The sequence below is a fragment of the Pseudomonas syringae pv. tomato str. DC3000 genome, assembly GCF_000007805.1.
GTDB classification, from domain to species: domain Bacteria; phylum Pseudomonadota; class Gammaproteobacteria; order Pseudomonadales; family Pseudomonadaceae; genus Aquipseudomonas; species Aquipseudomonas avellanae.
The window spans coordinates 3774933-3795909 of record NC_004578.1 but is presented as its reverse complement, the minus strand read 5'-3'; the positions used below and the strand labels follow the sequence as shown (position 1 = coordinate 3795909).

The window sequence follows — 20977 nt, the reverse complement described above, 5'->3', positions numbered from 1 at the left end:
ATTCTATCAGGCTGAGGGCGTCGAGTCTCACGCCTTGTCGCGCAGCAGGTCGAGACTGAAATGTTCGGCGTCGAGGTAATCGTCGAGGCAGCGCATGACCAGTTCGCTGCGCCAGCGCTCCTGCTGAGCCAGCAACTCGTCGCGAGTCAGCCAGATCGCGCCGAGTATGCCGTGGTCCAGCTGATACTCACAATTGTGGCGCAGGGCTTTGGCGGCGAAGCAGATTCGCTGATAGGTCACGCCATTGCTTGGCGCGGTGTACAGGTAAATACCCACCACGCTGGTCAGTTCGACGTCCCAGCCGGTTTCTTCCAGGGTTTCCCGCACTGCCGCACGTTGCAGGCTCTCATTCGGGTCGAGATGCCCGGCAGGTTGATTGAGTACGGCGCGGCCGCCTTTCATTTCCTCGACGAACAGGAAACGGCCCTGATCCTCGACGATGGTGGCGACGGTAACATGGGCTTGCCAGGTCATGGGTTGATCCTCTGCTTGCAGTCTATGGGGTGCCGGTGTTTCAAGCGCTTGAATGCAAAAGCCCCGACACGCAGGCCGGGGCTTTTGGTTGGGCAACGAGGTAAAGCGTTGCGCCGGTTTGCCGTTTACGCTTTCAACGCATCAATAGCTGCGTTGAGCGTTGCGCTAGGGCGCATGGCTTTGCTGGTTACTTCCGGATTGGCGAAATAGTAACCGCCAATGTCCACTGGCTTGCCTTGAACGGCATTCAGCTCGGCAACGATTTTTTCTTCGTTGTCGGTCAGGGTTTTGGCCAGAGGCGTGAACTGCGCCTTGAGGTCTGCGTCGTCATCCTGAGCAGCCAGTGCCTGCGCCCAGAACAGGGTCAGGTAGAAATGGCTGCCGCGGTTGTCGATACCGCCGACCTTGCGCGAAGGCGACTTGTTGCGATCCAGGAACTCGCCAGTGGCCTGGTCGAGGGTTTTGGACAGAACCAGCGCTTTCGGGTTGTTGTACGCGTTACCCAGGTGCTCCAGCGAGGCCGCCAGGGCCAGGAACTCGCCCAGCGAATCCCAGCGCAGGAAGTTTTCTTCAACGAACTGCTGAACATGCTTGGGAGCCGAACCGCCGGCGCCGGTTTCGAACAGGCCGCCACCGTTCATCAGCGGAACGATCGACAGCATCTTCGCGCTGGTGCCCAGTTCCATGATCGGGAACAGGTCGGTGAGGTAGTCGCGCAGCACGTTACCGGTCACCGAAATGGTGTCCTTACCGGCGCGAGTGCGCTCCAGGGTCAGCTTCATGGCGTCGACTGGCGAAAGAATCTGGATGTCCAGGCCCGACGTATCGTGGTCGCCCAGGTACTTGCGGACTTTCTCGATCATCACGCTGTCGTGGGCGCGGGAAGCGTCCAGCCAGAAGATGGCCGGCGTGTTGCTGGCGCGAGCGCGGTTGACCGCCAGTTTGACCCAGTCCTGGATCGGCGCGTCCTTGGCCTGGCACATGCGCCAGATATCGCCCGCTTCGACGTTCTGTTCCATCAGCAGGTTGCCTTGGCCGTCGGTCACACGAACCACACCATTGGTCTGGATGTGGAAAGTCTTGTCGTGGGAGCCGTATTCTTCGGCCTTCTGCGCCATCAGGCCAACGTTCGGTACGCTGCCCATGGTGGTAGGGTCGAAAGCGCCATTTTTCTTGCAGTCTTCGATGACGGCTTGATAGATGGTGGCGTAGCAACGATCCGGGATCACTGCTTTGGCATCGTGCAGTTGGCCGTCTGTGCCCCACATCTTGCCCGAGTCACGGATCATGGCCGGCATCGATGCGTCGACGATCACGTCGCTCGGTACGTGCAGGTTGGTGATGCCCTTGTCGGAGTTGACCATCGCCAGCTGTGGACGAACCGCGTAGACCGCTTCGATGTCAGCCTTGATTTCCGCCTGTTTCTCGGCAGGCAGGGCGCTGATGCGCTCGTAAAGGTCACCGATGCCGTTGTTCAGACTGAAGCCGATCTGTTTCAGCGTGTCAGCGTGCTTGGTCAGCGCATCCTTGTAGAACTCGGCGACGATCTGACCGAACATGATCGGGTCGGAGATCTTCATCATGGTGGCTTTCAAATGCACCGAGAACAGAACGCCTTGCTTGCGGGCGTCCTCGATCTCGGCGGCAATGAAGCTGCGCAGTGCTTTGGCGCTCATGACCGAGCAGTCGACGATCTCGCCGGCCTTCAGGGCCGTTTTTTCTTTCAGGACGGTGGTGGTGCCGTCCTGAGCGACCAGTTCGATCTTTACAGTGCTGTCAGCTTCGATCTGCGCGGCTTTTTCGCTGCCGTAGAAGTCGCCGTTGCTCATGTGCGCAACGTGGGCCTTGGAGTCGGAAGCCCAGGCGCCCATTTTGTGCGGGTGCTTGCGCGCGTAGTTCTTGACCGACAGTGGGGCACGACGATCGGAGTTGCCTTCGCGCAGAACCGGGTTTACAGCGCTGCCCTTGGTCTTGTCGTAACGCGCGCGGATTTCTTTTTCCGCGTCAGTGGCAGGGTTTTCCGGGTAGTCGGGGATGTTGAAGCCCTGCTCCTGAAGCTCCTTGATGGTCGCTTTCAGTTGTGGGACCGAAGCGCTGATGTTAGGCAGCTTGATGATGTTGGCTTCTGGCGTGGTGGCCAGTTTGCCCAGCTCGGCGAGATGATCCGGCACTTGTTGATCGGCGCCAAGCGACTCCGGGAAGCTGGAAAGAACACGGCCCGCCAGAGAGATGTCGCGCGTTTCCACGTCGATATCGGAGGAGGCTGTGAAAGCTTCGATGATAGGCAGCAGCGAGTAGGTGGCGAGGGCCGGAGCTTCGTCGGTGAAGGTGTAGATGATCTTCGAGCGGTTGGACATTCGTATTAACTCTCTGTTTTGCTGAGCATGCACAAAATCTCGATACGCGCAGGGTATGCACTCTTGCCCACGGTTCGGCCATGAGCCCAGGTCGAGGTTTATTCGCGGTGATGTTGGGTGCATCAGTCGAGCGTCAAGCTGTCAGGCCAGGTAGCGACCCGACGCATAAGAAGGTTGAGGGTCTGGTTTCAGACGGGTCAGCCTTTATGACTCTGCGGTCACGGCGCGAGTATATCAAACCATTGGCACCAAGCATTAATGCTATGCGTGCTATCGAATAATGAATATCCGCCGTTGGTCGAAGGTGCCGATGGGCAGGCATGCATTCAGGGGTGCGACATGCGTCAGGCAGGCCCGCTGGATGGCAGATTATTCGAGGGGAGGGGAGAAACAGTGACATTCTGTTACGGGTTCCGCACTTCGAGCGGTGGCGGCGCGCTTTTGGTCGGGGCATCCGCGGTGCAATAACCGCTAATTCGATACCCTGGGGAGTCACGACGGTTTGAGGAGAGCAAAACTGCAGCGTCTTCAAGGTCCGGCACAATCTCATTGCGCACTGTAGGCAATCCTGCCAGCTGAACCGACGATCGGGGATCAGCTGTCACATGTCATACTATTTCTGAATGACAGGCTTCAAGCGTGTGCGTGTTCAGGTGTATGCGCATGCGCGCTCTTTACCGGTTCGCCTATTTTGGCCAGAGATGACTGGATATTCACCGCATGCAAACCTTTTGGCCCTTGAATGATCTCAAATCTGACCGGCTGGCCGGCTTTGAGGGTTTTGTAGCCGTCCATCTGGATGGCCGAATAATGAGCGAACAAGTCTTCATCAGGCTTACCGTCTTCGAGTATGAATCCATAACCTTTTGCATTGTTGAACCACTTGACTTTTCCGTTAAGCATCGCCATATCCCTCTGCAAAGGACTCCCTCAGGAGTATCGTCCACTTCAATCCGCCTCACCGAAAAATTTTGGTTGACTGCGCGGACCCTTTTTACCCAATGTGGGCTCTATTGTTTGTAACACCGTTTAGCTGATAGTCAAGGTCATGCGGCAGTCCATTTAAAAACCGGTCAGACTGCGACTAGTTGCTCAATCCGCCCTCAAACGAACATTTCTTTCCATGCATGCATTCAGCAAGATTCGACTAACATTCAATCAGGATGGTCCGCAGTCACACGAGGACGACTCGGCAGGCATCGCGGTGCAGGACGCCAAACCGACCCTGCAGGCGCCACCGATGTACAAGGTGGTTTTGTTCAATGATGACTACACCCCGATGGATTTCGTCGTCGAAGTGCTCGAGGTGTTTTTTAACCTGAATCGTGAGCTGGCCACCAAAGTCATGCTGGCCGTCCATACAGAGGGACGGGCAGTCTGCGGATTGTTTACCCGCGACATCGCCGAGACCAAGGCAGCGCAGGTCAATCAATACGCCAGGGAGAGCCAGCATCCGCTACTCTGTGAGATCGAGAAGGACGGTTAAACGCCGACCACTTGGGTATGAGGTGAAGCTATGTTAAACCGTGAGCTCGAAGTCACCCTCAATCTTGCCTTCAAGGAGGCACGTTCGAAGCGTCATGAGTTCATGACGGTCGAGCATCTCCTGCTGGCTCTATTGGATAATGAGGCTGCAGCCACTGTCCTGCGTGCCTGCGGCGCAAACCTCGATAAACTCAAGCATGATCTGCAGGAGTTCATCGACTCCACCACGCCGCTGATCCCCGTCCACGACGAGGACCGCGAGACTCAACCGACGCTGGGTTTTCAGCGCGTTCTGCAACGCGCTGTCTTCCACGTGCAAAGCTCTGGCAAGCGCGAAGTGACTGGCGCCAACGTGCTGGTCGCAATTTTCAGTGAGCAGGAAAGCCAGGCCGTATTTCTGCTCAAGCAGCAGAGTGTGGCCCGGATTGATGTCGTCAACTACATTGCCCACGGTATCTCCAAGGTTCCAGGGCATGGCGAACACTCTTCTGAAGGTGAGCAAGATATGCAGGACGACGAGGGCGGTGAAGCATCTTCCTCAGGCAATCCTCTGGATGCCTATGCCAGCAATCTGAACGAATTGGCGCGTCAGGGGCGCATCGATCCACTGGTCGGCCGCGAAAGCGAAGTCGAGCGTGTGGCGCAGATTCTCGCTCGTCGGCGCAAGAACAACCCGCTGCTGGTCGGAGAGGCCGGGGTGGGTAAAACCGCCATTGCCGAGGGTCTTGCCAAGCGTATCGTCGACAATCAGGTGCCTGACCTGCTTGCCAACAGCGTTGTCTATTCGCTTGACCTGGGTGCCTTGCTGGCGGGGACCAAATACCGTGGTGATTTCGAGAAGCGCTTCAAGGCGCTGCTCAATGAGCTGCGTAAGCGTCCGCAGGCGATCCTGTTCATCGACGAGATCCACACGATCATTGGTGCCGGTGCGGCGTCCGGCGGGGTGATGGATGCCTCGAACCTGCTCAAGCCGATGCTGTCTTCCGGCGAGATTCGCTGCATCGGTTCAACGACGTTCCAGGAGTTTCGCGGGATTTTCGAGAAGGACCGTGCCTTGGCACGTCGCTTCCAGAAAGTCGACGTGTCCGAGCCTTCGGTCGAAGACACTATCGGAATCCTGCGCGGCCTGAAAAGCCGTTTCGAGCAGCATCACAGCATCGAATACAGCGATGAAGCCTTGCGCGCCGCCGCTGAGCTCGCCTCGCGCTACATCAATGACCGTCATATGCCCGACAAGGCCATCGACGTGATTGACGAAGCGGGTGCCTATCAGCGTCTGCAGCCGGTCGAAAAACGCGTCAAGCGCATCGATGTTCCGCAGGTTGAAGACATTGTCGCCAAGATCGCCCGTATTCCGCCGAAACACGTCAACAGTTCCGACAAGGAGCTGCTGCGTAACCTGGAGCGCGATCTCAAGCTGACGGTGTTTGGTCAGGATGCGGCGATCGATTCGCTGTCTACGGCCATCAAGCTGTCGCGCGCAGGGCTCAAGTCGCCGGACAAGCCGGTCGGTTCCTTCCTGTTCGCCGGGCCTACCGGTGTCGGCAAGACCGAAGCTGCTCGTCAGCTGGCAAAAGCCTTGGGTGTCGAGCTGATTCGTTTTGACATGTCCGAGTACATGGAGCGTCACACCGTTTCTCGCTTGATCGGTGCGCCTCCAGGCTACGTCGGTTTCGATCAGGGCGGTCTGCTGACGGAAGCCATTACCCGGCAGCCGCATTGCGTGCTGCTGCTCGATGAAATCGAGAAAGCGCATCCGGAAGTCTTCAACCTGCTGTTGCAGGTGATGGACCACGGTACGCTCACCGATAACACCGGGCGCAAGGCGGACTTCCGCAACGTGATCGTGATCATGACCACTAACGCCGGTGCTGAATCCGCGGCGCGGGCTTCTATCGGTTTCACGCATCAGGACCACTCGTCTGATGCCATGGAAGTGATCAAGAAGAGCTTCACGCCGGAGTTCCGCAACCGTCTGGACACGATCATTCAGTTTGGTCGTCTCAGTCACGAAGTCATCAAGAGCGTGGTGGACAAGTTCCTTACCGAGCTTCAGGCTCAACTGGAAGACAAGCGCGTACTGCTCGAAGTCTCCGAGGCGGCAAGAAGCTGGCTGGCGCAGGGCGGTTACGATGCAGCGATGGGCGCACGCCCGATGGCTCGCCTGATTCAGGACAAGATCAAACGGCCGTTGGCTGAAGAGATCCTGTTTGGCGAGTTGTCAGAGCATGGCGGCGTCGTGCACATCGACATTCGTGATGGCGAGATCACGTTCGATTTCGAAACCACGGCAGAAATGGCCTGACGCCGTAAACCTTGCCCCGTATTGTTGATTGATGCGGGGTGGGTCGGCAGCCACAACTGATAAAACACGCAAACAAAAACGCCCGGCTTATGCCGGGCGTTTTCGTTGATGCCTGTTTAACGAGCGCGGTAGGTGATGCGCCCTTTGCTCAGGTCATAGGGCGTGAGTTCTACACGCACCTTGTCGCCGGTCAGAATACGGATGTAATTCTTGCGCATCTTGCCGGATATATGCGCGGTTACGACGTGCCCGTTTTCCAACTCCACACGAAACATGGTGTTGGGCAGGGTGTCGGCGACAGTGCCTTCCATTTCGAAGCTGTCTTCTTTCGACATGCAGTAAAGCCCTCGGTATACAAATGAGTGGCCCGGTGCAAGTGGCGCCAGGCAAAAGCGGCGTGCATTGTGCCCGAAAAAACCAGTTTAAGCCAAGGGGTTCAATACAGAGTGACCCATCTTTGATTGGTCAGTAGCTCGATGGGGCGATATTGGGTCTTGTAATTCATCTTTTTGCAGTTCTTTATCCAGTAGCCCAGGTACACCGCTTGCAGTTGCAGCCGGGTGGCTTCGCCGATCTGCCACAAAATCGCGTAGCGGCCCAGGCTGCGGCGCTCTTCGTCAGGTTCGTAGAAGGTGTAGACCGCAGAAAGGCCGTTGGGAAGCAGGTCGGTAACGGCGACTGCCAGCAGGCGTTGGTCAACACGAAATTCGTAAAAGCGCGAAAACGGCAGATCGCGAACCAGAAACGTCGAAAACTGCTCACGACTAGGGGGGAACATGTCGCCATCGGCGTGGCGCTGCTCGATGTAGCGCTGGTAAAGATCGAAATACTCCTGAGTGAACACCGGTTTGGCGCTGCTTACCTGAATGTCGGCATTACGCTTGAGGATGCGCTTTTGCTGTCTGTCAGGTACGAACAGGTTCACAGGGATGCGCGCGGGCACGCAAGCGCTGCAGTTCTGGCAGTGAGGGCGGTAAAGATGATCGCCGCTACGGCGAAAGCCCATGTCCGACAGGTCCGCATAGACCTGTACATCCATCGGCTGGCTGGGGTCCAGGAACAGGGTCGTCGCCTGCTCCTCGGGCAGGTAACTGCAGGTGTGGGGTTGAGTGGCATAAAACTTCAGCCTTGCCAGCTCTGTCATGATCGCCGCCTAATCGCCGCTTAAAAGGTAAATCCATACCGATGAGTGTATGCCAGCCTGTCAAACTCGCCTAGATAACCAGTCGGCGTCGGTCGGCTGGTCCAGATGGCGGGCCAGGTAATCGGCAAAAGTCTGGCGAGGAATCGAGCGTGCGCCAAAGCTGTGCAGGTGTTGAGTAGGCATCTGGCAGTCGATCAGTACAAAACCCCAGTCGGTCAAGTGCTCTACCAACGTGGCAAAGCCGACTTTGGAGGCGTTGTCTGCGCGACTGAACATCGACTCTCCGAAAAACAGCTGACCCATCGCCAGGCCGTAAAGCCCGCCGACCAACTCATCCTGATCCCAGACTTCGACGCTGTGCGCATGGCCGCGGCGGTGCAGCTCCAGGTAGGCGTCCTGCATCGAGCCGGTGATCCAGGTTTCATTGGCGTAACTGCGAGGCGCCGCGCAGGCCTTGATCACGCGGGCAAAGTCCGTGTCGAAGGTCACGCGATAACGAGACTGGCGCAGTACCTTGCCGAGGCTGCGCGAGATGTGCAGCTCTTCGGGCAACAGCACGGTGCGCGGATCAGGTGACCACCACAGGATGGGCTGGCCCTCCTGGAACCACGGAAAGCAGCCATGCCGATAGGCCTTGATCAGGCGGTCGGCCGACAAGTCTCCACCGGCTGCCAGCAGCCCGTCGGGTTCACGAAGGGCTTTCTCCAATGGGGGGAAATCCAGGTTGTTGCGGTTTAACCAGGTCAGCATGGCATCACGACTTTGCGGAAGGGGAGGGCGCACAGGCCTGAAGATGCAACTCTGTACGGCGGGCGTGGTCACAAGCGGTTGTCATTATGGCGCGTACCTTGTACTTGCGGTAATGCGCCCGCATGGCGGCGATGGCCCGGCCTGAAAAGTTGCGAGTAGTTGCCAGAAACACGTCATAAGCCTTTGTCACAAAACGGAATGCATGCTCAAATTGGACGTTATCAGCGAATACGCAGGCATGTCTGGTCTTTCCGGTGTTGCAGAGGTGTCTGAGCACGGTCTGGCGCGTTTTCGTACAGACCCCGCTGTGTGTAAAGCCGTACAATGCCTGCTTTGGGTATTATCATTCAAGCGTCTGTCCAACGGGTTTCCCGGTGTCTGCCATCCCTGTCCACACGGGAGCAGTCAGTGCCGTCCGACAGCCGTTACTGGTCAATCAACGAGATGTTCGCGCTCCAGCGCAGGAATTAAAGCGTTTTGAAGAAATCCACCCCAGCACCCAGCGCTGTTCCGCTATGGCGGCAGCAATTGCACTACCGGCTCAAGGAAGGGGCCCTGATCGCCTTTGGCGCACTGTGCCTGTACCTGATGATGGCCTTGCTGACCTACGACCAGAGCGACCCTGGCTGGAGCCATACCAGCAGCAATGCCGGGCAGGTTCAGAACGCCGCAGGGTGGGCCGGTGCGTTCTGTGCCGACATCCTGTTCATGATTCTGGGCTATTTCGCCTACATATTTCCGTTGCTGCTGGCGATCAAGACCTGGCAGGTGTTTCGTCATCGTCATGAACCCTGGCAGTGGAGCGGCTGGCTGTTCTCGTGGCGCCTGATCGGGCTGGTCTTCCTGATACTGGCGGGTGCTGCGCTGGCACACATTCATTTCCACTTCTCGGCGGGTTTTCCGGGCTCGGCGGGCGGTGTGCTGGGCGAAGTGTTGGGCGATCTGGCCAAGAGGGCGCTGAACATCCAGGGCAGTACCTTGCTGTTCATTGCCCTGTTCCTGTTCGGCCTGACAGTGTTTACCGATCTGTCGTGGTTCAAGGTGATGGACGTCACCGGCAAGATCACCCTGGACCTGTTCGAGTTGTTTCAGGGCGCGGCGAACCGTTGGTGGACTGCCCGTGCCGAGCGCAAGCAGATGGTTGCGCAGTTGCGCGAGGTCGATATGCGCGTGAACGATGTCGTGGCGCCTGTCGCCCCGGACCGTCGCGAGCAGGCCAAGGCCCGAGAGCGCATCATCGAGCGCGAAGTGTCGCTGAGCAAGCACATGACCGAGCGCGAAAAACACGTGCCTGCGGTCATCGCCCCAGCACCTTCGAAGCCGGCAGAGCCAAGCAAGCGCGTCCTGAAGGAAAAACAGGCCCCGTTGTTCGTTGACAGCGCCGTCGAAGGCACCTTGCCGCCGATCTCGATCCTTGATCCGGCGGAAAAGAAGCAGCTCAACTATTCGCCGGAGTCTCTGGCGGCGGTCGGTCATCTGCTGGAAATCAAGCTCAAGGAGTTCGGTGTCGAGGTCTCGGTGGATTCGATTCATCCAGGCCCGGTCATCACCCGCTACGAGATTCAGCCGGCCGCTGGCGTAAAGGTCAGCCGTATCTCCAACCTGGCCAAGGACCTCGCACGTTCGCTCGCCGTGACCAGCGTGCGTGTGGTCGAGGTGATTCCGGGCAAGACCACCGTGGGTATCGAAATTCCCAACGAAGACCGCCAGATCGTGCGGTTCTCCGAGGTACTGTCGACCCCCGAATACGATAACGCCAAGTCGCCTGTGACCCTCGCGCTGGGCCACGACATCGGCGGCAAGCCGGTGATTACCGATCTGGCAAAAATGCCTCACCTGTTGGTGGCCGGTACGACCGGTTCCGGTAAGTCGGTGGGTGTGAACGCGATGATCCTGTCGATCCTGTTCAAGTCCGGCCCGGAAGATGCCAAGCTGATCATGATCGACCCGAAAATGCTCGAGCTGTCCATCTACGAAGGCATTCCACATTTGTTATGTCCGGTGGTGACCGACATGAAGGACGCTGCCAACGCCCTGCGCTGGAGCGTTGCCGAGATGGAGCGCCGCTACAAGCTGATGGCGAAGATGGGCGTGCGTAACCTGTCGGGCTTCAACCAGAAGGTCAAGGAAGCGCAGGATGCCGGAGAGCCGCTGGCCGACCCGCTGTACAAGCGCGAAAGCATCCACGACGAAGCGCCGCTGCTGACCAAGCTGCCGACCATCGTGGTGGTGGTAGACGAATTTGCCGACATGATGATGATCGTCGGCAAGAAGGTCGAAGAGCTTATTGCGCGTATTGCGCAGAAGGCTCGTGCGGCCGGTATCCACCTGATTCTGGCTACCCAGCGTCCTTCGGTTGACGTGATTACCGGTCTGATCAAAGCCAACATCCCGACGCGCATGGCGTTTCAGGTGTCGAGCAAGATCGACTCACGCACCATCATCGATCAGGGTGGCGCCGAGCAATTGCTGGGTCACGGTGACATGCTCTACATGCCACCGGGCACCAGTCTGCCAATTCGCGTCCACGGTGCATTCGTTTCCGACGAAGAAGTGCACCGTGTGGTGGAAGCGTGGAAGCTGCGTGGCTCTCCTGACTATAACGACGATATTCTCGCTGGTGTGGAAGAGCCCGGCAGCGGCTTTGATGGCGGCAGCAGTGAGGGCGGTGAAGACAGCGAAAGCGATGCCCTTTACGATGAAGCCGTGAAATTCGTCCTCGAAAGCCGTCGTGCATCAATTTCTGCCGTGCAGCGCAAACTCAAGATTGGTTACAACCGTGCCGCACGCATGATCGAAGCGATGGAAATGGCAGGCGTTGTGACCTCCATGAACACCAACGGCTCGCGTGAAGTCCTGGCCCCCGGGCCGGTACGCGACTGAGTTTTACCACCCCGGTTTGCATCGACAGCGTGCACGGCGCGCTGTCGCATCATCATCGACTTCAAAGAGGAATCCCATGCGTCTTATCCGCATGCTGTTGGCCACCGCACTGACCTTCTCCGTCATCCCGGCCCATGCCGATGGCAAGGACGTGGCACGTCTGACCCAATTGCTGGAAAAATCCCAGACGCTGACCGCACGCTTCTCGCAGTTGACGCTGGACGGCGGCGGTACGCAGCTGCAGGAAACCACAGGCGAAATGGCCTTGCAGCGCCCAGGCCTGTTCAACTGGCACACCGACGCGCCTCAGGAACAACTGATGGTTTCCGACGGCAAGAAGGTCTCGCTGTGGGACCCTGATCTGGAGCAGGTCACGATCAAGAAGCTTGATCAGCGCCTGACACAGACCCCGGCATTGCTGCTGTCCGGTGACGTGTCGAAGATCAGCGAAAGTTTTGATATCACCGCGAAAGAAGCTGGTGGTGTGATCGATTTCATGCTCAAGCCCAAGACCAAGGACACGCTGTTCGACAGCCTGCGCCTGTCGTTTCGCAACGGCATCATCAATGATATGCAGTTGATCGACAGCGTCGGGCAGCGCACCAACATTCTGTTCACCGGCGTCAAAGCCAACGAGTCGATTGCTGCCAGCAAGTTTCAGTTCCAGATCCCCAAGGGCGCTGATGTCATTCAAGAGTAAAAGGGCCTATTCCTGACATGGACCTGTTCAGTCGCGAACCGATAGCTCAGCCTCTGGCTGCACGTTTGCGTGCTACCAATCTGGATGAGTATGTCGGTCAGGAGCACGTACTGGCCCACGGCAAGCCTCTGCGCGAGGCGCTGGAACAGGGCGCGCTGCACTCGATGATCTTCTGGGGCCCGCCCGGCGTCGGCAAGACGACGCTGGCCAGGTTGTTGGCCAAGGTTTCGGATGCACATTTCGAGACTGTTTCGGCGGTGCTGGCCGGGGTCAAGGAAATTCGCCAGGCCGTGGAAGTCGCCAAGCAACAGGCCGGGCAATACGGCAAGCGCACGATTCTGTTTGTCGACGAAGTGCATCGCTTCAACAAGTCGCAACAGGATGCGTTTCTGCCTTACGTTGAGGACGGCACGCTGATTTTCATCGGCGCAACCACTGAAAACCCTTCGTTCGAACTCAATAACGCCTTGTTGTCACGAGCTCGCGTCTACGTGCTCAAAAGCCTCGACGAGGCGGCGTTGCGCAAACTGGTCAATCGCGCCCTGACCGAAGACCGCGGGCTCGGCCAGCGCAAGCTGACCTTGAGTGACGAAGGATTCGCGATGCTTATGGCCGCTGCTGATGGTGACGGCCGGCGCATGCTCAACCTGCTGGAAAACGCCTCCGATCTGGCCGAGGATGGCAGCGAGATTGATATCGAGTTGTTGCAGAGTCTGCTAGGCGACAGCCGACGCCGCTTCGACAAGGGCGGCGAGGCGTTTTATGACCAGATATCGGCCCTGCACAAATCCATTCGCGGCTCCAACCCGGATGCCGCCCTGTACTGGTTTGCGCGCATGATCGACGGCGGGTGCGACCCGCTTTACCTGGCGCGGCGCGTGGTGCGTATGGCCAGTGAAGACATCGGCAATGCCGATCCGCGCGCGCTGCCATTGTGCATGTCGGCGTGGGATGTGCAGGAACGACTCGGCAGCCCCGAGGGTGAGCTGGCGGTTGCGCAGGCCATTGTCTACCTGGCCTGTGCGCCGAAAAGCAACGCGGTCTACATGGCATTCAAGGCTGCGATGCGCGAAGCGGGCGAACACGGATCGCTGGAGGTTCCGTTGCACTTGCGCAACGCGCCGACCAAGCTGATGAAACAACTCGGTTACGGTGAAGAATATCGTTACGCCCACGACGAGCCGGAAGCTTACGCTGCAGGCGAAGACTACTTTCCGGACGAACTGGAGCCACGCCAGTATTATCAACCCGTGCTGCGCGGCCTTGAGCTCAAGATCGGTGAGAAGCTCAGGCATCTGAACGCGCTGGACACCGCCAGCGCTCGCCAGCGGAGAAAGTGATGATTCAAACCATTCTTGCGGTGTCGATCGCCGGGATCGCTGGTACATTATTGCGCTTTGCAGCAGGTACCTGGGTAAGCGCCAACTGGCCACGTTATTTTTATGCGGCGACGCTGGCAGTCAACATTGTCGGCTGCCTGATTATCGGTGTGCTGTATGGCCTGTTTTTGTCACGGCCTGAAGTGCCCGTCGAAATTCGTGCCGGCTTGATTGTCGGCTTTGTAGGCGGTCTGACGACCTTTTCATCCTTTTCACTGGATACGCTGCGCCTGCTGGAAAGCGGGCAAGTACCGCTGGCTCTGGGCTATGCCGGTATCAGTGTATTCGGCGGGCTGCTCGCAACCTGGGCTGGCCTGTCCCTGACCAGACTTTGATAGACGAGAGAACGATATGCTCGATTCCAAACTGTTACGTACTCAACTTCAGGACGTAGCGGATCGCTTGGCTTCCCGTGGCTTTACACTGGATGTGGCGCGCATTGAATCGCTGGAAGCCCAGCGCAAGGTGGTGCAGACCCGCACCGAACAGCTTCAGGCCGAGCGCAATGCACGTTCCAAGTCCATCGGTCAGGCCAAGCAGCGCGGTGAGGACATTGCGCCGTTGATGGCGGATGTCGAGCGTATGGGCAACGAACTGAGCGAAGGCAAGGTCGAGCTGGACGCCATCCAGGCCGAACTGGACGCGCTGGTGCTGAACATCCCGAACCTGCCTCACGAATCCGTGCCGGTGGGTGCCGACGAAGAAGGCAACGTCGAAGTCCGTCGCTGGGGCACGCCGACGGCGTTCGGCTTCGAGGTCAAGGATCACGTTGCGCTGGGCGAGAAATTCGGCTGGCTGGACTTTGAGACCGCAGCCAAACTGTCCGGCGCACGTTTTGCGTTGTTGCGTGGCCCGATCGCACGTCTGCACCGCGCATTGGCGCAGTTCATGATCAACCTGCACATCAACGAGCATGGCTACGAAGAGACCTACACGCCTTATCTGGTGCAGGCACCTGCACTGCAAGGCACGGGTCAGTTGCCGAAGTTCGAGGAAGACCTGTTCAAGATCTCGCGTGAAGGCGAAGCTGATCTGTACCTGATCCCGACGGCTGAAGTGTCGCTGACCAACATTGTGTCGGGCGAGATTCTCGATGCAAAACAGCTGCCGCTCAAGTTCGTTGCGCACACGCCGTGCTTCCGCAGCGAAGCGGGCGCGTCGGGCCGTGACACCCGAGGGATGATCCGTCAGCACCAGTTCGACAAGGTCGAGATGGTCCAGATCGTTGCACCGGACGATTCCATGGCGGCCCTTGAATCGCTGACCGGTAACGCCGAACGCGTTCTGCAACTGCTGGAGCTGCCGTATCGCACGCTCGCGCTGTGCACCGGCGACATGGGTTTCAGCGCCGTGAAGACGTACGACCTGGAAGTGTGGATCCCCAGCCAGGACAAGTACCGCGAAATCTCTTCGTGCTCCAACTGCGGTGATTTTCAGGCGCGCCGCATGCAGGCTCGCTGGCGCAACCCGGAAACCGGCAAGCCGGAACTGGTTCACACCCTCAACGGTTCGGGGTTGGCGGTAGGTCGTACCCTGGTGGCCGTGCTGGAAAACTATCAGCAGGCGGACGGTTCGATCCGCGTGCCGGAAGTGCTCAAACCGTACATGGGCGGCCTTGAGGTTATCGGTTAAATGGAGTTTCTGCCGCTGTTCCATAACCTGCGTGGCAGCCGCGTGCTGGTGGTCGGCGGCGGTGAAATTGCCTTGCGCAAATCACGTCTGATCGCTGATGCCGGGGCTGTACTGCGCGTGGTTGCGCCGGAAATAGAAACCCAGTTGCGCGAGCTGGTTGCACACAGCGGCGGCGAATTGATTCTGCGTGGCTACAGCGAAAGCGATCTTGACGGCTGCGTGCTGATCATCGCCGCCACGGACGACGAGCCGCTAAACGCTCAGGTTTCTCGCGATGCCCGGCTACGCTGCGTGCCGGTTAACGTGGTGGATGCTCCGGCGCTGTGTACCGTCATCTTCCCGGCTATTGTCGACCGTTCACCGTTGGTGATTGCCGTGTCCAGCGGCGGCGATGCGCCGGTGCTGGCACGTCTGATCCGGGCCAAGCTGGAAACCTGGATTCCCTCCAGCTACGGGCAGCTCGCCGGGCTTGCCGCGCGTTTTCGCAATCAGGTCAAAGGCCTGCTCCCTAACGTGCAGCAACGCCGGGCGTTCTGGGAAGAGGTTTTTCAGGGGGCCATTGCCGATCGTCAACTGGCCGGGCAGGGTGCCGAGGCCGAGCGCCTGCTGATCGCCAAGATCGCTGGCGAGCCACCGGCGCAAACCGGTGAGGTGTATCTGGTCGGCGCAGGTCCTGGCGATCCGGATTTGCTGACCTTTCGCGCTTTGCGTCTGATGCAGCAAGCGGACGTGGTGTTGTATGACCGCCTTGTCGCACCGACGATCCTTGATCTGTGCCGTCGCGATGCCGAACGTGTCTACGTCGGCAAGCGTCGTGCAGAGCATGCTGTGCCTCAGGAGCAGATCAATCAGCAACTGGTTGCACTGGCCAAACAAGGCAAACGTGTCGTGCGCCTGAAAGGGGGCGATCCGTTTATCTTCGGCCGTGGTGGCGAGGAAATCGAAGAGCTGGCGGCGCACGGTATTCCGTTTCAGGTGGTTCCGGGTATTACCGCTGCCAGCGGTTGCGCGGCGTACGCAGGCATACCGCTGACGCACCGCGATCATGCGCAGTCGGTACGGTTCATCACCGGGCACTTGAAAAACGGTACGACGGACCTGCCCTGGTCTGATCTGGTGGCGCCCGCTCAGACGCTGGTGTTTTACATGGGCCTGATTGGCTTGCCGGTCATTTGCGCAGAGCTGATCAAGCATGGCCGCTCTGCCGACACACCTGCCGCGCTGGTTCAGCAGGGCACCACGGTCAATCAACGGGTGTTCACCGGCACCCTGGCCAATCTGCCGCAGCTGGTTGCCGAGCATGAGGTTCATGCGCCGACGCTGGTGATTATCGGCGAAGTGGTCAAGTTGCGTGAGAAGCTGGCCTGGTTCGAAGGCGCTCAGGCCACGCTCTGAGGCTGTAAGGGGATAGCCCGTTGGGGCTATCCCTCTCGTTTTGCTGATGTGTTACTTGCTCCAGGCACCTTCACCTGACAATCGCTCGCGGTCGTGACCTGCTTGCAGATCAAGTGCCGGCCCCTTGGGAATGATTCCGGTCGGGTTGATGGTGCGATGGCTAGCGTAGTAGTGGCCTTTGATGTGCTCAAAGTCTACCGTTTCTGCAATGCCTGGCCATTGGTAAAGCTCGCGCAGCCAGTTGCTGAGGTTGGGGTAGTCCGCGATGCGCCGCAGGTTGCACTTGAAGTGGCTGTAATAGACCGCATCGAAGCGCACGATGGTTGTGAACAGACGTATGTCGGCTTCGGTGAGGTGTTTTCCCGTCAGATAGCGCTTTTCGCCCAGCAGGTTTTCCAGCACATCCAGTTCAGCGAACACGTCATCGAAGGCTTCCTCGTACGCACCCTGCGACGTTGCGAACCCGGCTCGATAGACCCCATTGTTGACCTTCGGGTAAATTTGCTCATTGAGTTCGTCAATGCTCGACTGCAACGCGGACGGGTAGAAATCAAGGGTATTGCCGGTCAGTTCGTCGAACGCAGCATTGAACATGCGGATGATTTCCGCAGACTCATTGCTGACGATGCGCTGCTGTTGTTTGTCCCACAGCACCGGAACGGTCACGCGACCGGTGTATCGAGGGTCATCGGCCGTATAGCGCTGGTGAAAGAACTGAAAGTCATCCAGCGCGTCGCCGCTTGAGCCTTTCTGCTGATCAAAGGTCCAGCCATTTTCCAGCATCAGCCAACTGACCACTGATACATCGATCAGCTTTTCCAGGCCCTTGAGTTTGCGCAGGATCAGCGTGCGATGCGCCCATGGGCACGCCAGAGACACGTAGAGGTGATAACGGCCCGCTTCGGCAGCAAAACCACCTTCACCGGATGGCCCAGCTTGGCCGTCACGCGTGACCCAGTTGCGTCGCTGAGCATTTTCGCGCTGAAACGCGCCATCTTTGCTGCTTTCGTACCACTGGTCTTGCCAGCGCCCATCGACCAAAAGGCCCATGTCTGACTCCCGTTGCTGAATGATGAAACTTGGAGGTCAGTACAGGCGCGTCAGTTCGATCTGAAAAGCGCAAGATTATGGGCGCTGGTCATCGTGACAGCCGATAGATCACAGGGTCTTGTCGCGGCGATCCCAGAACGTTTGCGCTTGCTGGAAAGCGTCTTCGCGCGCGACGCCCAGGCCCCGCAGGGCGAGTGCCATGGTCGAGATCAGCGCCAGCTGCGGGTAACTGTCTTCGCTTTCGCCGCGCCACAGGGCCAGCAATTGTTGCGGATCAAGTGTTGCCGGTTTCACATGACGACGCGGCGAAAGCGCCGGCCACTCTTCGTCCCAAGGCTGCCCACCGGTGGTGCCGTACAGGTGGCTGATGGTGTCGGGGTTGATCTCGATTTCGCCGCCGTCACCCTTGACCACAATGGCATTATCGCCCAGCAGGCTGCTGGCATCGCGATGCACGCCCTGATAGCCCGGATGAAAGATGCTTTGCAGGCCGCAACGCGCCTGTAACGGGTTGAGAATGCGTGCCAGCGAATGAATGGGGGAGCGCAGGCCCAGCGTGTTGCGCAGGTCGATCATGCGCTGCAACTGCGGTGCCCAGTCTGCGAGCGGTATGAACGCCAGATTGCCTTGTGCCAGTGCGCTTTCCACCGCTGGCCAGTGACGGCACAGAGGAATGTTCAGCAAGCCCAGCAATTGCTCGGTGTACAGGCGGCCAGCGGTGTGTGCGCCGCCGCCGTGCAGGAGGATCTTCACGCCGTTCTGCGCCAGACACTTGGCCGCCAGCAAGTACCACGGCAAGTGACGTTTCTTGCCTGCGTACGTTGGCCAGTCGATATCGACCTGCATGGCCGGGGCATTCAGGCGTTCACGCACCGCTTCGGTAAAGCCCGCCAGTTCCTCGGGGCTTTCTTCCTTGTGGCGCAGCAGCATCAGAAAGGCGCCAAGCTGGGTGTCCTCGACTTTTTCATCGAGCAGCATGCCCATCGCCTCTCGCGCTTCTTCGCGCGTCAGGTTGCGTGCGCCACGTTTGCCTTTGCCCAGAATGCGGACGAAAGGGGCGAAGGGGTGTTCTTCAGGTGTTTCGGTAACCAGCGGGGCGTAGTCGTTCATATGCAATTGGTCGGCTTTGGCAGGCCCGCCAGCTTGGCGGCAAGTTTGGCTGGGGTGCCGTTGAACAAGCGGTTGAGGTGCAGGCTGTTGCCTTTTTCCGTGCCCAGTTTGAGTGCGGTGTATTTGATCAGCGGCCGGGTGGCGGGCGAAAGCTGAAACTCGGCGTAGAAATCTCGAAGTAACAAGAGGATTTCGGTGTGTTCGGCACTCAGCGCGATACCTTCTTCAGTAGCGAGCGCATGAGCAATGTCCATCGACCAGTCGTCGAGGTGCTTGAGAAAGCCGTCCTTGTCCAGTTCAATGCTGCGCCCGTCAATCATCAACTGTTTCATAGCCAGGTGTTGACCTTGTCGAAGCGCAACGAAAGGTCGACGAAAGCCGGGTAGTCGATGCTGTTCACTCCCGCAGGCAGTTGCAGGTCTCGTGCCTTGAGGTCTTCATCAAGGACGAACAGTTTCACCGAGTCGATCAGGGGCTGCAGGTTCTGTGTTTGAGCGCTGGCTGGCATCAACGCATACGCGGCATCGCCGCACAGTAACAGGCCGTCATGTGTGCCCAGCAGGCGCAGGCAGCTGTCCAGACGGGTGTCGGCAAAGGGCGAATGAGAAACAATGTGCAAGGTAGCCATCAGATCGTAATCACCTCGTCGTAACGGTCAAAAAGTGCCGACAAATCGGGCCGTGCGGCTAACTGACGGATCTCCTCACTCAGCGCGCTGGCAGGAATGCTGCGTTCTGTCAGGCTTTGCCCGCAGGCGTACAGATCGTCGACACCAAACATCGACAGTGCCTTCAGGTTCGCGGTCAGGTCTTTCTGCTGCAGGGCAGCAGGCACTTGTTGCGGCAGTAATTGAAACACGCCGTCATCCAGAAACAGCAGGCCGACCGGCAGGTCGAACGCACCGCCGGCCAGCGCGATGTCCAGTGCTTCCCGAGCGCCCGGACCTGACCAGGGTGACTGACGGCTGACAATCAATAGTGATCTCGGCATCTCATGGCCCCCCAAAACAGATCAGACGGTCAGCGGATTGCACTGCATCGTGCAATTGACCCAGCCCGGACAATTCCCACGGCGCCAGCAGATTTGCCGCTGGCCGCTGATAACGCTCGGCTTCTTGAGTATCAAGCACGCCGCGACGCAGTGCAGCCGCGATGCACACCACGCCATCAAGGCTGTGCTCGGCGATGAAATCGCGCCACTGCAGCGCCAGATCTTCCTCATCCTGGGGCGTCACGACATTGGCCGACGCGCTGTACACGCCGTCCTGATAAAAAAACAGCCGGACAATCTCATGCCCGCCTGCCAGCACCGCCCTGGCAAACAGCAAGGCCCGTCGCGAGGAGGGCGCATGCGCGGCGGAAAAAAGCGAAATGGCGAATTTCATGATCGGCTCTGCCAATAAAACATGCGCAATGATAAAGAATTCATGTGCGGGCGTGTGGGTTTGGCGAGATGAAGAAGGCGTTCATGCAATGAACGCCCGTTTTTCATGTGCGTGCAAGTCGGTCAGGCTATCTGTTCTACACGACATTTCTGACACAGCGGATAGGTATTCAGGAAAGCGCTGATCTTTTCCTTCATCACCTCGAAGGATGGCCCGTAGAGATAAAGCGCTGTATCGGACGGCCCTTGCCAATAGCTGTAGATCTCGCCATTGCCTTCGATCAAACGGGTGATTTCGTTATGAACGAAAGTGGGTTCGCATTGCTCGTAGACTTCATCCGCCAGATCGGTGCCATTGAGATAAAGGCCCAAGCCCTCCAGGTTGCCGAACCTTGTGACCCCTTCATCCCTATTCCGCCTCAGGGCAGAACCTTTTGGTGTGCCCATCGAATTGAATACCCCGATCAGCAGCTCGATATTTTCAGGGGTCGGATTGGACAGCAGCACTTCGATGTCGCAGTAGGCGACCTCACCTTCTTCGGTTGTGCCCGTTCCGCCTCCGCACACCTCCCCTAAACCATGATTGCGTAGCACTTCGTCCAGGGGGTCTTCAAAAAGCTCACCTCTGTGCACGGGCTGCAAGCGGGCATTGAGTGTCACAACAAGCACTTCTGGTTCTAGCGGTTCTGGTTTGAGCACGTCAGTCTGCATCTTATTTCCTCGGGCGTAATCGTCAGTGCCTTGGCCCGGCACGTATGAATTAAAAGCATGAGTTCTTGGGGGAATGTCGCGAGTCAGATTACACGTTTCAAAAACAATCGGCGTTGCATGAACGGCCCGATCAATGCGCAGATGTGCAGATGTCTTGACGGTATTGATAACAAATAAACATCAATCGATGAAAACATAGCACTTATCGTTTCAAAGTGT

General features: G+C 58.3%; 21 protein-coding genes. 8 read left to right on the top strand and 13 right to left on the bottom strand.

Features of this window, described 5'->3' with window-relative positions:
• Positions 1-27: 27 nt before the first annotated feature.
• The 3 genes from PSPTO_RS17355 to cspD all read right to left on the bottom strand — a co-directional run bounded on the left by PSPTO_RS17355 (position 28) and on the right by cspD (position 3740).
• Entirely contained in the window at positions 28-474 is a 447-nt protein-coding gene (locus tag PSPTO_RS17355) for an NUDIX hydrolase (protein ID WP_003380135.1), read from the bottom strand.
• Positions 475-599: 125 nt separating this feature from the next.
• On the bottom strand, positions 600-2831 hold the full coding sequence (locus PSPTO_RS17350; protein WP_011104510.1) for an NADP-dependent isocitrate dehydrogenase: 2232 nt from the start codon (positions 2829-2831) through the stop codon (positions 600-602).
• 633 nt (positions 2832-3464) lie between these two features.
• On the bottom strand, positions 3465-3740 hold the full coding sequence (gene cspD, locus PSPTO_RS17345) for a cold shock domain-containing protein CspD (protein WP_044392708.1): 276 nt from the start codon (positions 3738-3740) through the stop codon (positions 3465-3467).
• A 214-nt stretch (positions 3741-3954) separates the two neighbouring features.
• Here cspD and clpS point away from each other — a divergent pair, with 214 nt between their 5' ends.
• Both clpS and clpA read left to right on the top strand, forming a co-directional pair.
• The gene (gene clpS, locus PSPTO_RS17340; protein ID WP_003380148.1) at positions 3955-4317 is read left to right on the top strand and encodes an ATP-dependent Clp protease adapter ClpS; all 363 of its coding nucleotides are present in this window, start codon (positions 3955-3957) and stop codon (positions 4315-4317) included.
• A 30-nt stretch (positions 4318-4347) separates the two neighbouring features.
• On the top strand, positions 4348-6621 hold the full coding sequence (gene clpA / locus PSPTO_RS17335; RefSeq protein ID WP_011104508.1) for an ATP-dependent Clp protease ATP-binding subunit ClpA: 2274 nt from the start codon (positions 4348-4350) through the stop codon (positions 6619-6621).
• 116 nt (positions 6622-6737) lie between these two features.
• Here the strand turns inward: clpA and infA are convergent, their stop codons facing one another.
• The 3 genes from infA to aat form a co-directional block, all read right to left on the bottom strand.
• Positions 6738-6956, bottom strand: coding sequence for a translation initiation factor IF-1 (gene infA / locus PSPTO_RS17330; protein ID WP_003405083.1), 219 nt, complete (start codon positions 6954-6956; stop codon positions 6738-6740).
• A gap of 101 nt (positions 6957-7057) precedes the next feature.
• On the bottom strand, positions 7058-7765 hold the full coding sequence (locus tag PSPTO_RS17325) for an arginyltransferase (protein WP_005767401.1): 708 nt from the start codon (positions 7763-7765) through the stop codon (positions 7058-7060).
• Positions 7766-7825: 60 nt separating this feature from the next.
• Positions 7826-8515 carry a leucyl/phenylalanyl-tRNA--protein transferase gene (aat, locus tag PSPTO_RS17320; RefSeq protein ID WP_005767399.1) on the bottom strand — a complete coding sequence of 230 codons (690 nt, stop codon included), beginning with the start codon at positions 8513-8515 and terminating at the stop codon, positions 7826-7828.
• Between the two features lie 477 nt (positions 8516-8992).
• On the opposite strand from aat, the gene ftsK reads away from it, so the two are divergent.
• The 6 genes from ftsK to cysG all read left to right on the top strand — a co-directional run bounded on the left by ftsK (position 8993) and on the right by cysG (position 16504).
• A complete protein-coding gene (ftsK, locus tag PSPTO_RS17315; protein WP_010200894.1) occupies positions 8993-11398 on the top strand; it encodes a DNA translocase FtsK in 2406 nt (801 codons plus the stop codon).
• Positions 11399-11474: 76 nt separating this feature from the next.
• The gene (lolA, locus tag PSPTO_RS17310; RefSeq protein WP_005767395.1) at positions 11475-12098 is read left to right on the top strand and encodes an outer membrane lipoprotein chaperone LolA; all 624 of its coding nucleotides are present in this window, start codon (positions 11475-11477) and stop codon (positions 12096-12098) included.
• Between the two features lie 17 nt (positions 12099-12115).
• The gene (locus tag PSPTO_RS17305) at positions 12116-13438 is read left to right on the top strand and encodes a replication-associated recombination protein A (protein WP_011104507.1); all 1323 of its coding nucleotides are present in this window, start codon (positions 12116-12118) and stop codon (positions 13436-13438) included.
• Positions 13438-13812 (top strand): fluoride efflux transporter CrcB, encoded by a 375-nt coding sequence (crcB, locus tag PSPTO_RS17300; protein WP_011104506.1) that lies wholly within the window; start codon positions 13438-13440, stop codon positions 13810-13812. The genes PSPTO_RS17305 and crcB overlap by 1 nt, the downstream gene beginning before the upstream one ends.
• A gap of 16 nt (positions 13813-13828) precedes the next feature.
• Positions 13829-15109, top strand: a complete 1281-nt coding sequence (gene serS, locus PSPTO_RS17295; protein WP_011104505.1) for a serine--tRNA ligase — start codon at positions 13829-13831, stop codon at positions 15107-15109.
• The gene (gene cysG / locus PSPTO_RS17290) at positions 15110-16504 is read left to right on the top strand and encodes a siroheme synthase CysG (RefSeq protein ID WP_005618952.1); all 1395 of its coding nucleotides are present in this window, start codon (positions 15110-15112) and stop codon (positions 16502-16504) included. It abuts the gene before it with no gap.
• A gap of 51 nt (positions 16505-16555) precedes the next feature.
• On the opposite strand, the gene PSPTO_RS17285 is transcribed toward cysG, so the two are convergent.
• The 7 genes from PSPTO_RS17285 to PSPTO_RS17255 form a co-directional block, all read right to left on the bottom strand.
• Entirely contained in the window at positions 16556-17554 is a 999-nt protein-coding gene (locus PSPTO_RS17285; RefSeq protein WP_005767387.1) for a glutathione S-transferase family protein, read from the bottom strand.
• Positions 17555-17662: 108 nt separating this feature from the next.
• On the bottom strand, positions 17663-18664 hold the full coding sequence (locus PSPTO_RS17280; protein ID WP_011104504.1) for a glycosyl transferase family protein: 1002 nt from the start codon (positions 18662-18664) through the stop codon (positions 17663-17665).
• Complete coding sequence (locus tag PSPTO_RS17275) at positions 18661-18996, bottom strand: TusE/DsrC/DsvC family sulfur relay protein (RefSeq protein ID WP_005767383.1); 336 nt, start codon at positions 18994-18996, stop codon at positions 18661-18663. Before PSPTO_RS17275 ends, PSPTO_RS17280 begins: the two co-directional genes overlap by 4 nt.
• The gene (gene tusB, locus PSPTO_RS17270; RefSeq protein WP_011104503.1) at positions 18993-19292 is read right to left on the bottom strand and encodes a sulfurtransferase complex subunit TusB; all 300 of its coding nucleotides are present in this window, start codon (positions 19290-19292) and stop codon (positions 18993-18995) included. Before tusB ends, PSPTO_RS17275 begins: the two co-directional genes overlap by 4 nt.
• Positions 19292-19654, bottom strand: coding sequence for a sulfurtransferase complex subunit TusC (tusC, locus tag PSPTO_RS17265; RefSeq protein WP_011104502.1), 363 nt, complete (start codon positions 19652-19654; stop codon positions 19292-19294). Before tusC ends, tusB begins: the two co-directional genes overlap by 1 nt.
• 1 nt (position 19655) lies before the next feature.
• Complete coding sequence (gene tusD, locus PSPTO_RS17260; RefSeq protein WP_005767378.1) at positions 19656-20048, bottom strand: sulfurtransferase complex subunit TusD; 393 nt, start codon at positions 20046-20048, stop codon at positions 19656-19658.
• 122 nt (positions 20049-20170) lie between these two features.
• Positions 20171-20758, bottom strand: coding sequence for a hypothetical protein (locus tag PSPTO_RS17255; protein WP_007246043.1), 588 nt, complete (start codon positions 20756-20758; stop codon positions 20171-20173).
• Positions 20759-20977: the final 219 nt, after the last annotated feature.

Bases quoted from the DNA above. Each gene is read 5' to 3' on its own strand.
- crcB (WP_011104506.1), top strand. From the start codon at position 13,438: ATGATTCAAACCATTCTTGCGGTGTCGATCGCCGGGATCGCTGGTACA.
- serS (WP_011104505.1), top strand. From the start codon at position 13,829: ATGCTCGATTCCAAACTGTTACGTACTCAACTTCAGGACGTAGCGGAT.
- infA (WP_003405083.1), bottom strand. From the start codon at position 6,956: ATGTCGAAAGAAGACAGCTTCGAAATGGAAGGCACTGTCGCCGACACC.
- PSPTO_RS17350 (WP_011104510.1), bottom strand. From the start codon at position 2,831: ATGTCCAACCGCTCGAAGATCATCTACACCTTCACCGACGAAGCTCCG.
- tusD (WP_005767378.1), bottom strand. From the start codon at position 20,048: ATGAAATTCGCCATTTCGCTTTTTTCCGCCGCGCATGCGCCCTCCTCG.
- clpS (WP_003380148.1), top strand. From the start codon at position 3,955: ATGCATGCATTCAGCAAGATTCGACTAACATTCAATCAGGATGGTCCG.
- PSPTO_RS17305 (WP_011104507.1), top strand. From the start codon at position 12,116: ATGGACCTGTTCAGTCGCGAACCGATAGCTCAGCCTCTGGCTGCACGT.
- tusC (WP_011104502.1), bottom strand. From the start codon at position 19,654: ATGCCGAGATCACTATTGATTGTCAGCCGTCAGTCACCCTGGTCAGGT.
- PSPTO_RS17355 (WP_003380135.1), bottom strand. From the start codon at position 474: ATGACCTGGCAAGCCCATGTTACCGTCGCCACCATCGTCGAGGATCAG.
- cysG (WP_005618952.1), top strand. From the start codon at position 15,110: ATGGAGTTTCTGCCGCTGTTCCATAACCTGCGTGGCAGCCGCGTGCTG.
- lolA (WP_005767395.1), top strand. From the start codon at position 11,475: ATGCGTCTTATCCGCATGCTGTTGGCCACCGCACTGACCTTCTCCGTC.
- PSPTO_RS17255 (WP_007246043.1), bottom strand. From the start codon at position 20,758: ATGCAGACTGACGTGCTCAAACCAGAACCGCTAGAACCAGAAGTGCTT.
- aat (WP_005767399.1), bottom strand. From the start codon at position 8,515: ATGCTGACCTGGTTAAACCGCAACAACCTGGATTTCCCCCCATTGGAG.
- PSPTO_RS17280 (WP_011104504.1), bottom strand. From the start codon at position 18,664: ATGAACGACTACGCCCCGCTGGTTACCGAAACACCTGAAGAACACCCC.
- tusB (WP_011104503.1), bottom strand. From the start codon at position 19,292: ATGGCTACCTTGCACATTGTTTCTCATTCGCCCTTTGCCGACACCCGT.
- PSPTO_RS17275 (WP_005767383.1), bottom strand. From the start codon at position 18,996: ATGAAACAGTTGATGATTGACGGGCGCAGCATTGAACTGGACAAGGAC.
- clpA (WP_011104508.1), top strand. From the start codon at position 4,348: ATGTTAAACCGTGAGCTCGAAGTCACCCTCAATCTTGCCTTCAAGGAG.
- PSPTO_RS17325 (WP_005767401.1), bottom strand. From the start codon at position 7,765: ATGACAGAGCTGGCAAGGCTGAAGTTTTATGCCACTCAACCCCACACC.
- cspD (WP_044392708.1), bottom strand. From the start codon at position 3,740: ATGGCGATGCTTAACGGAAAAGTCAAGTGGTTCAACAATGCAAAAGGT.
- PSPTO_RS17285 (WP_005767387.1), bottom strand. From the start codon at position 17,554: ATGGGCCTTTTGGTCGATGGGCGCTGGCAAGACCAGTGGTACGAAAGC.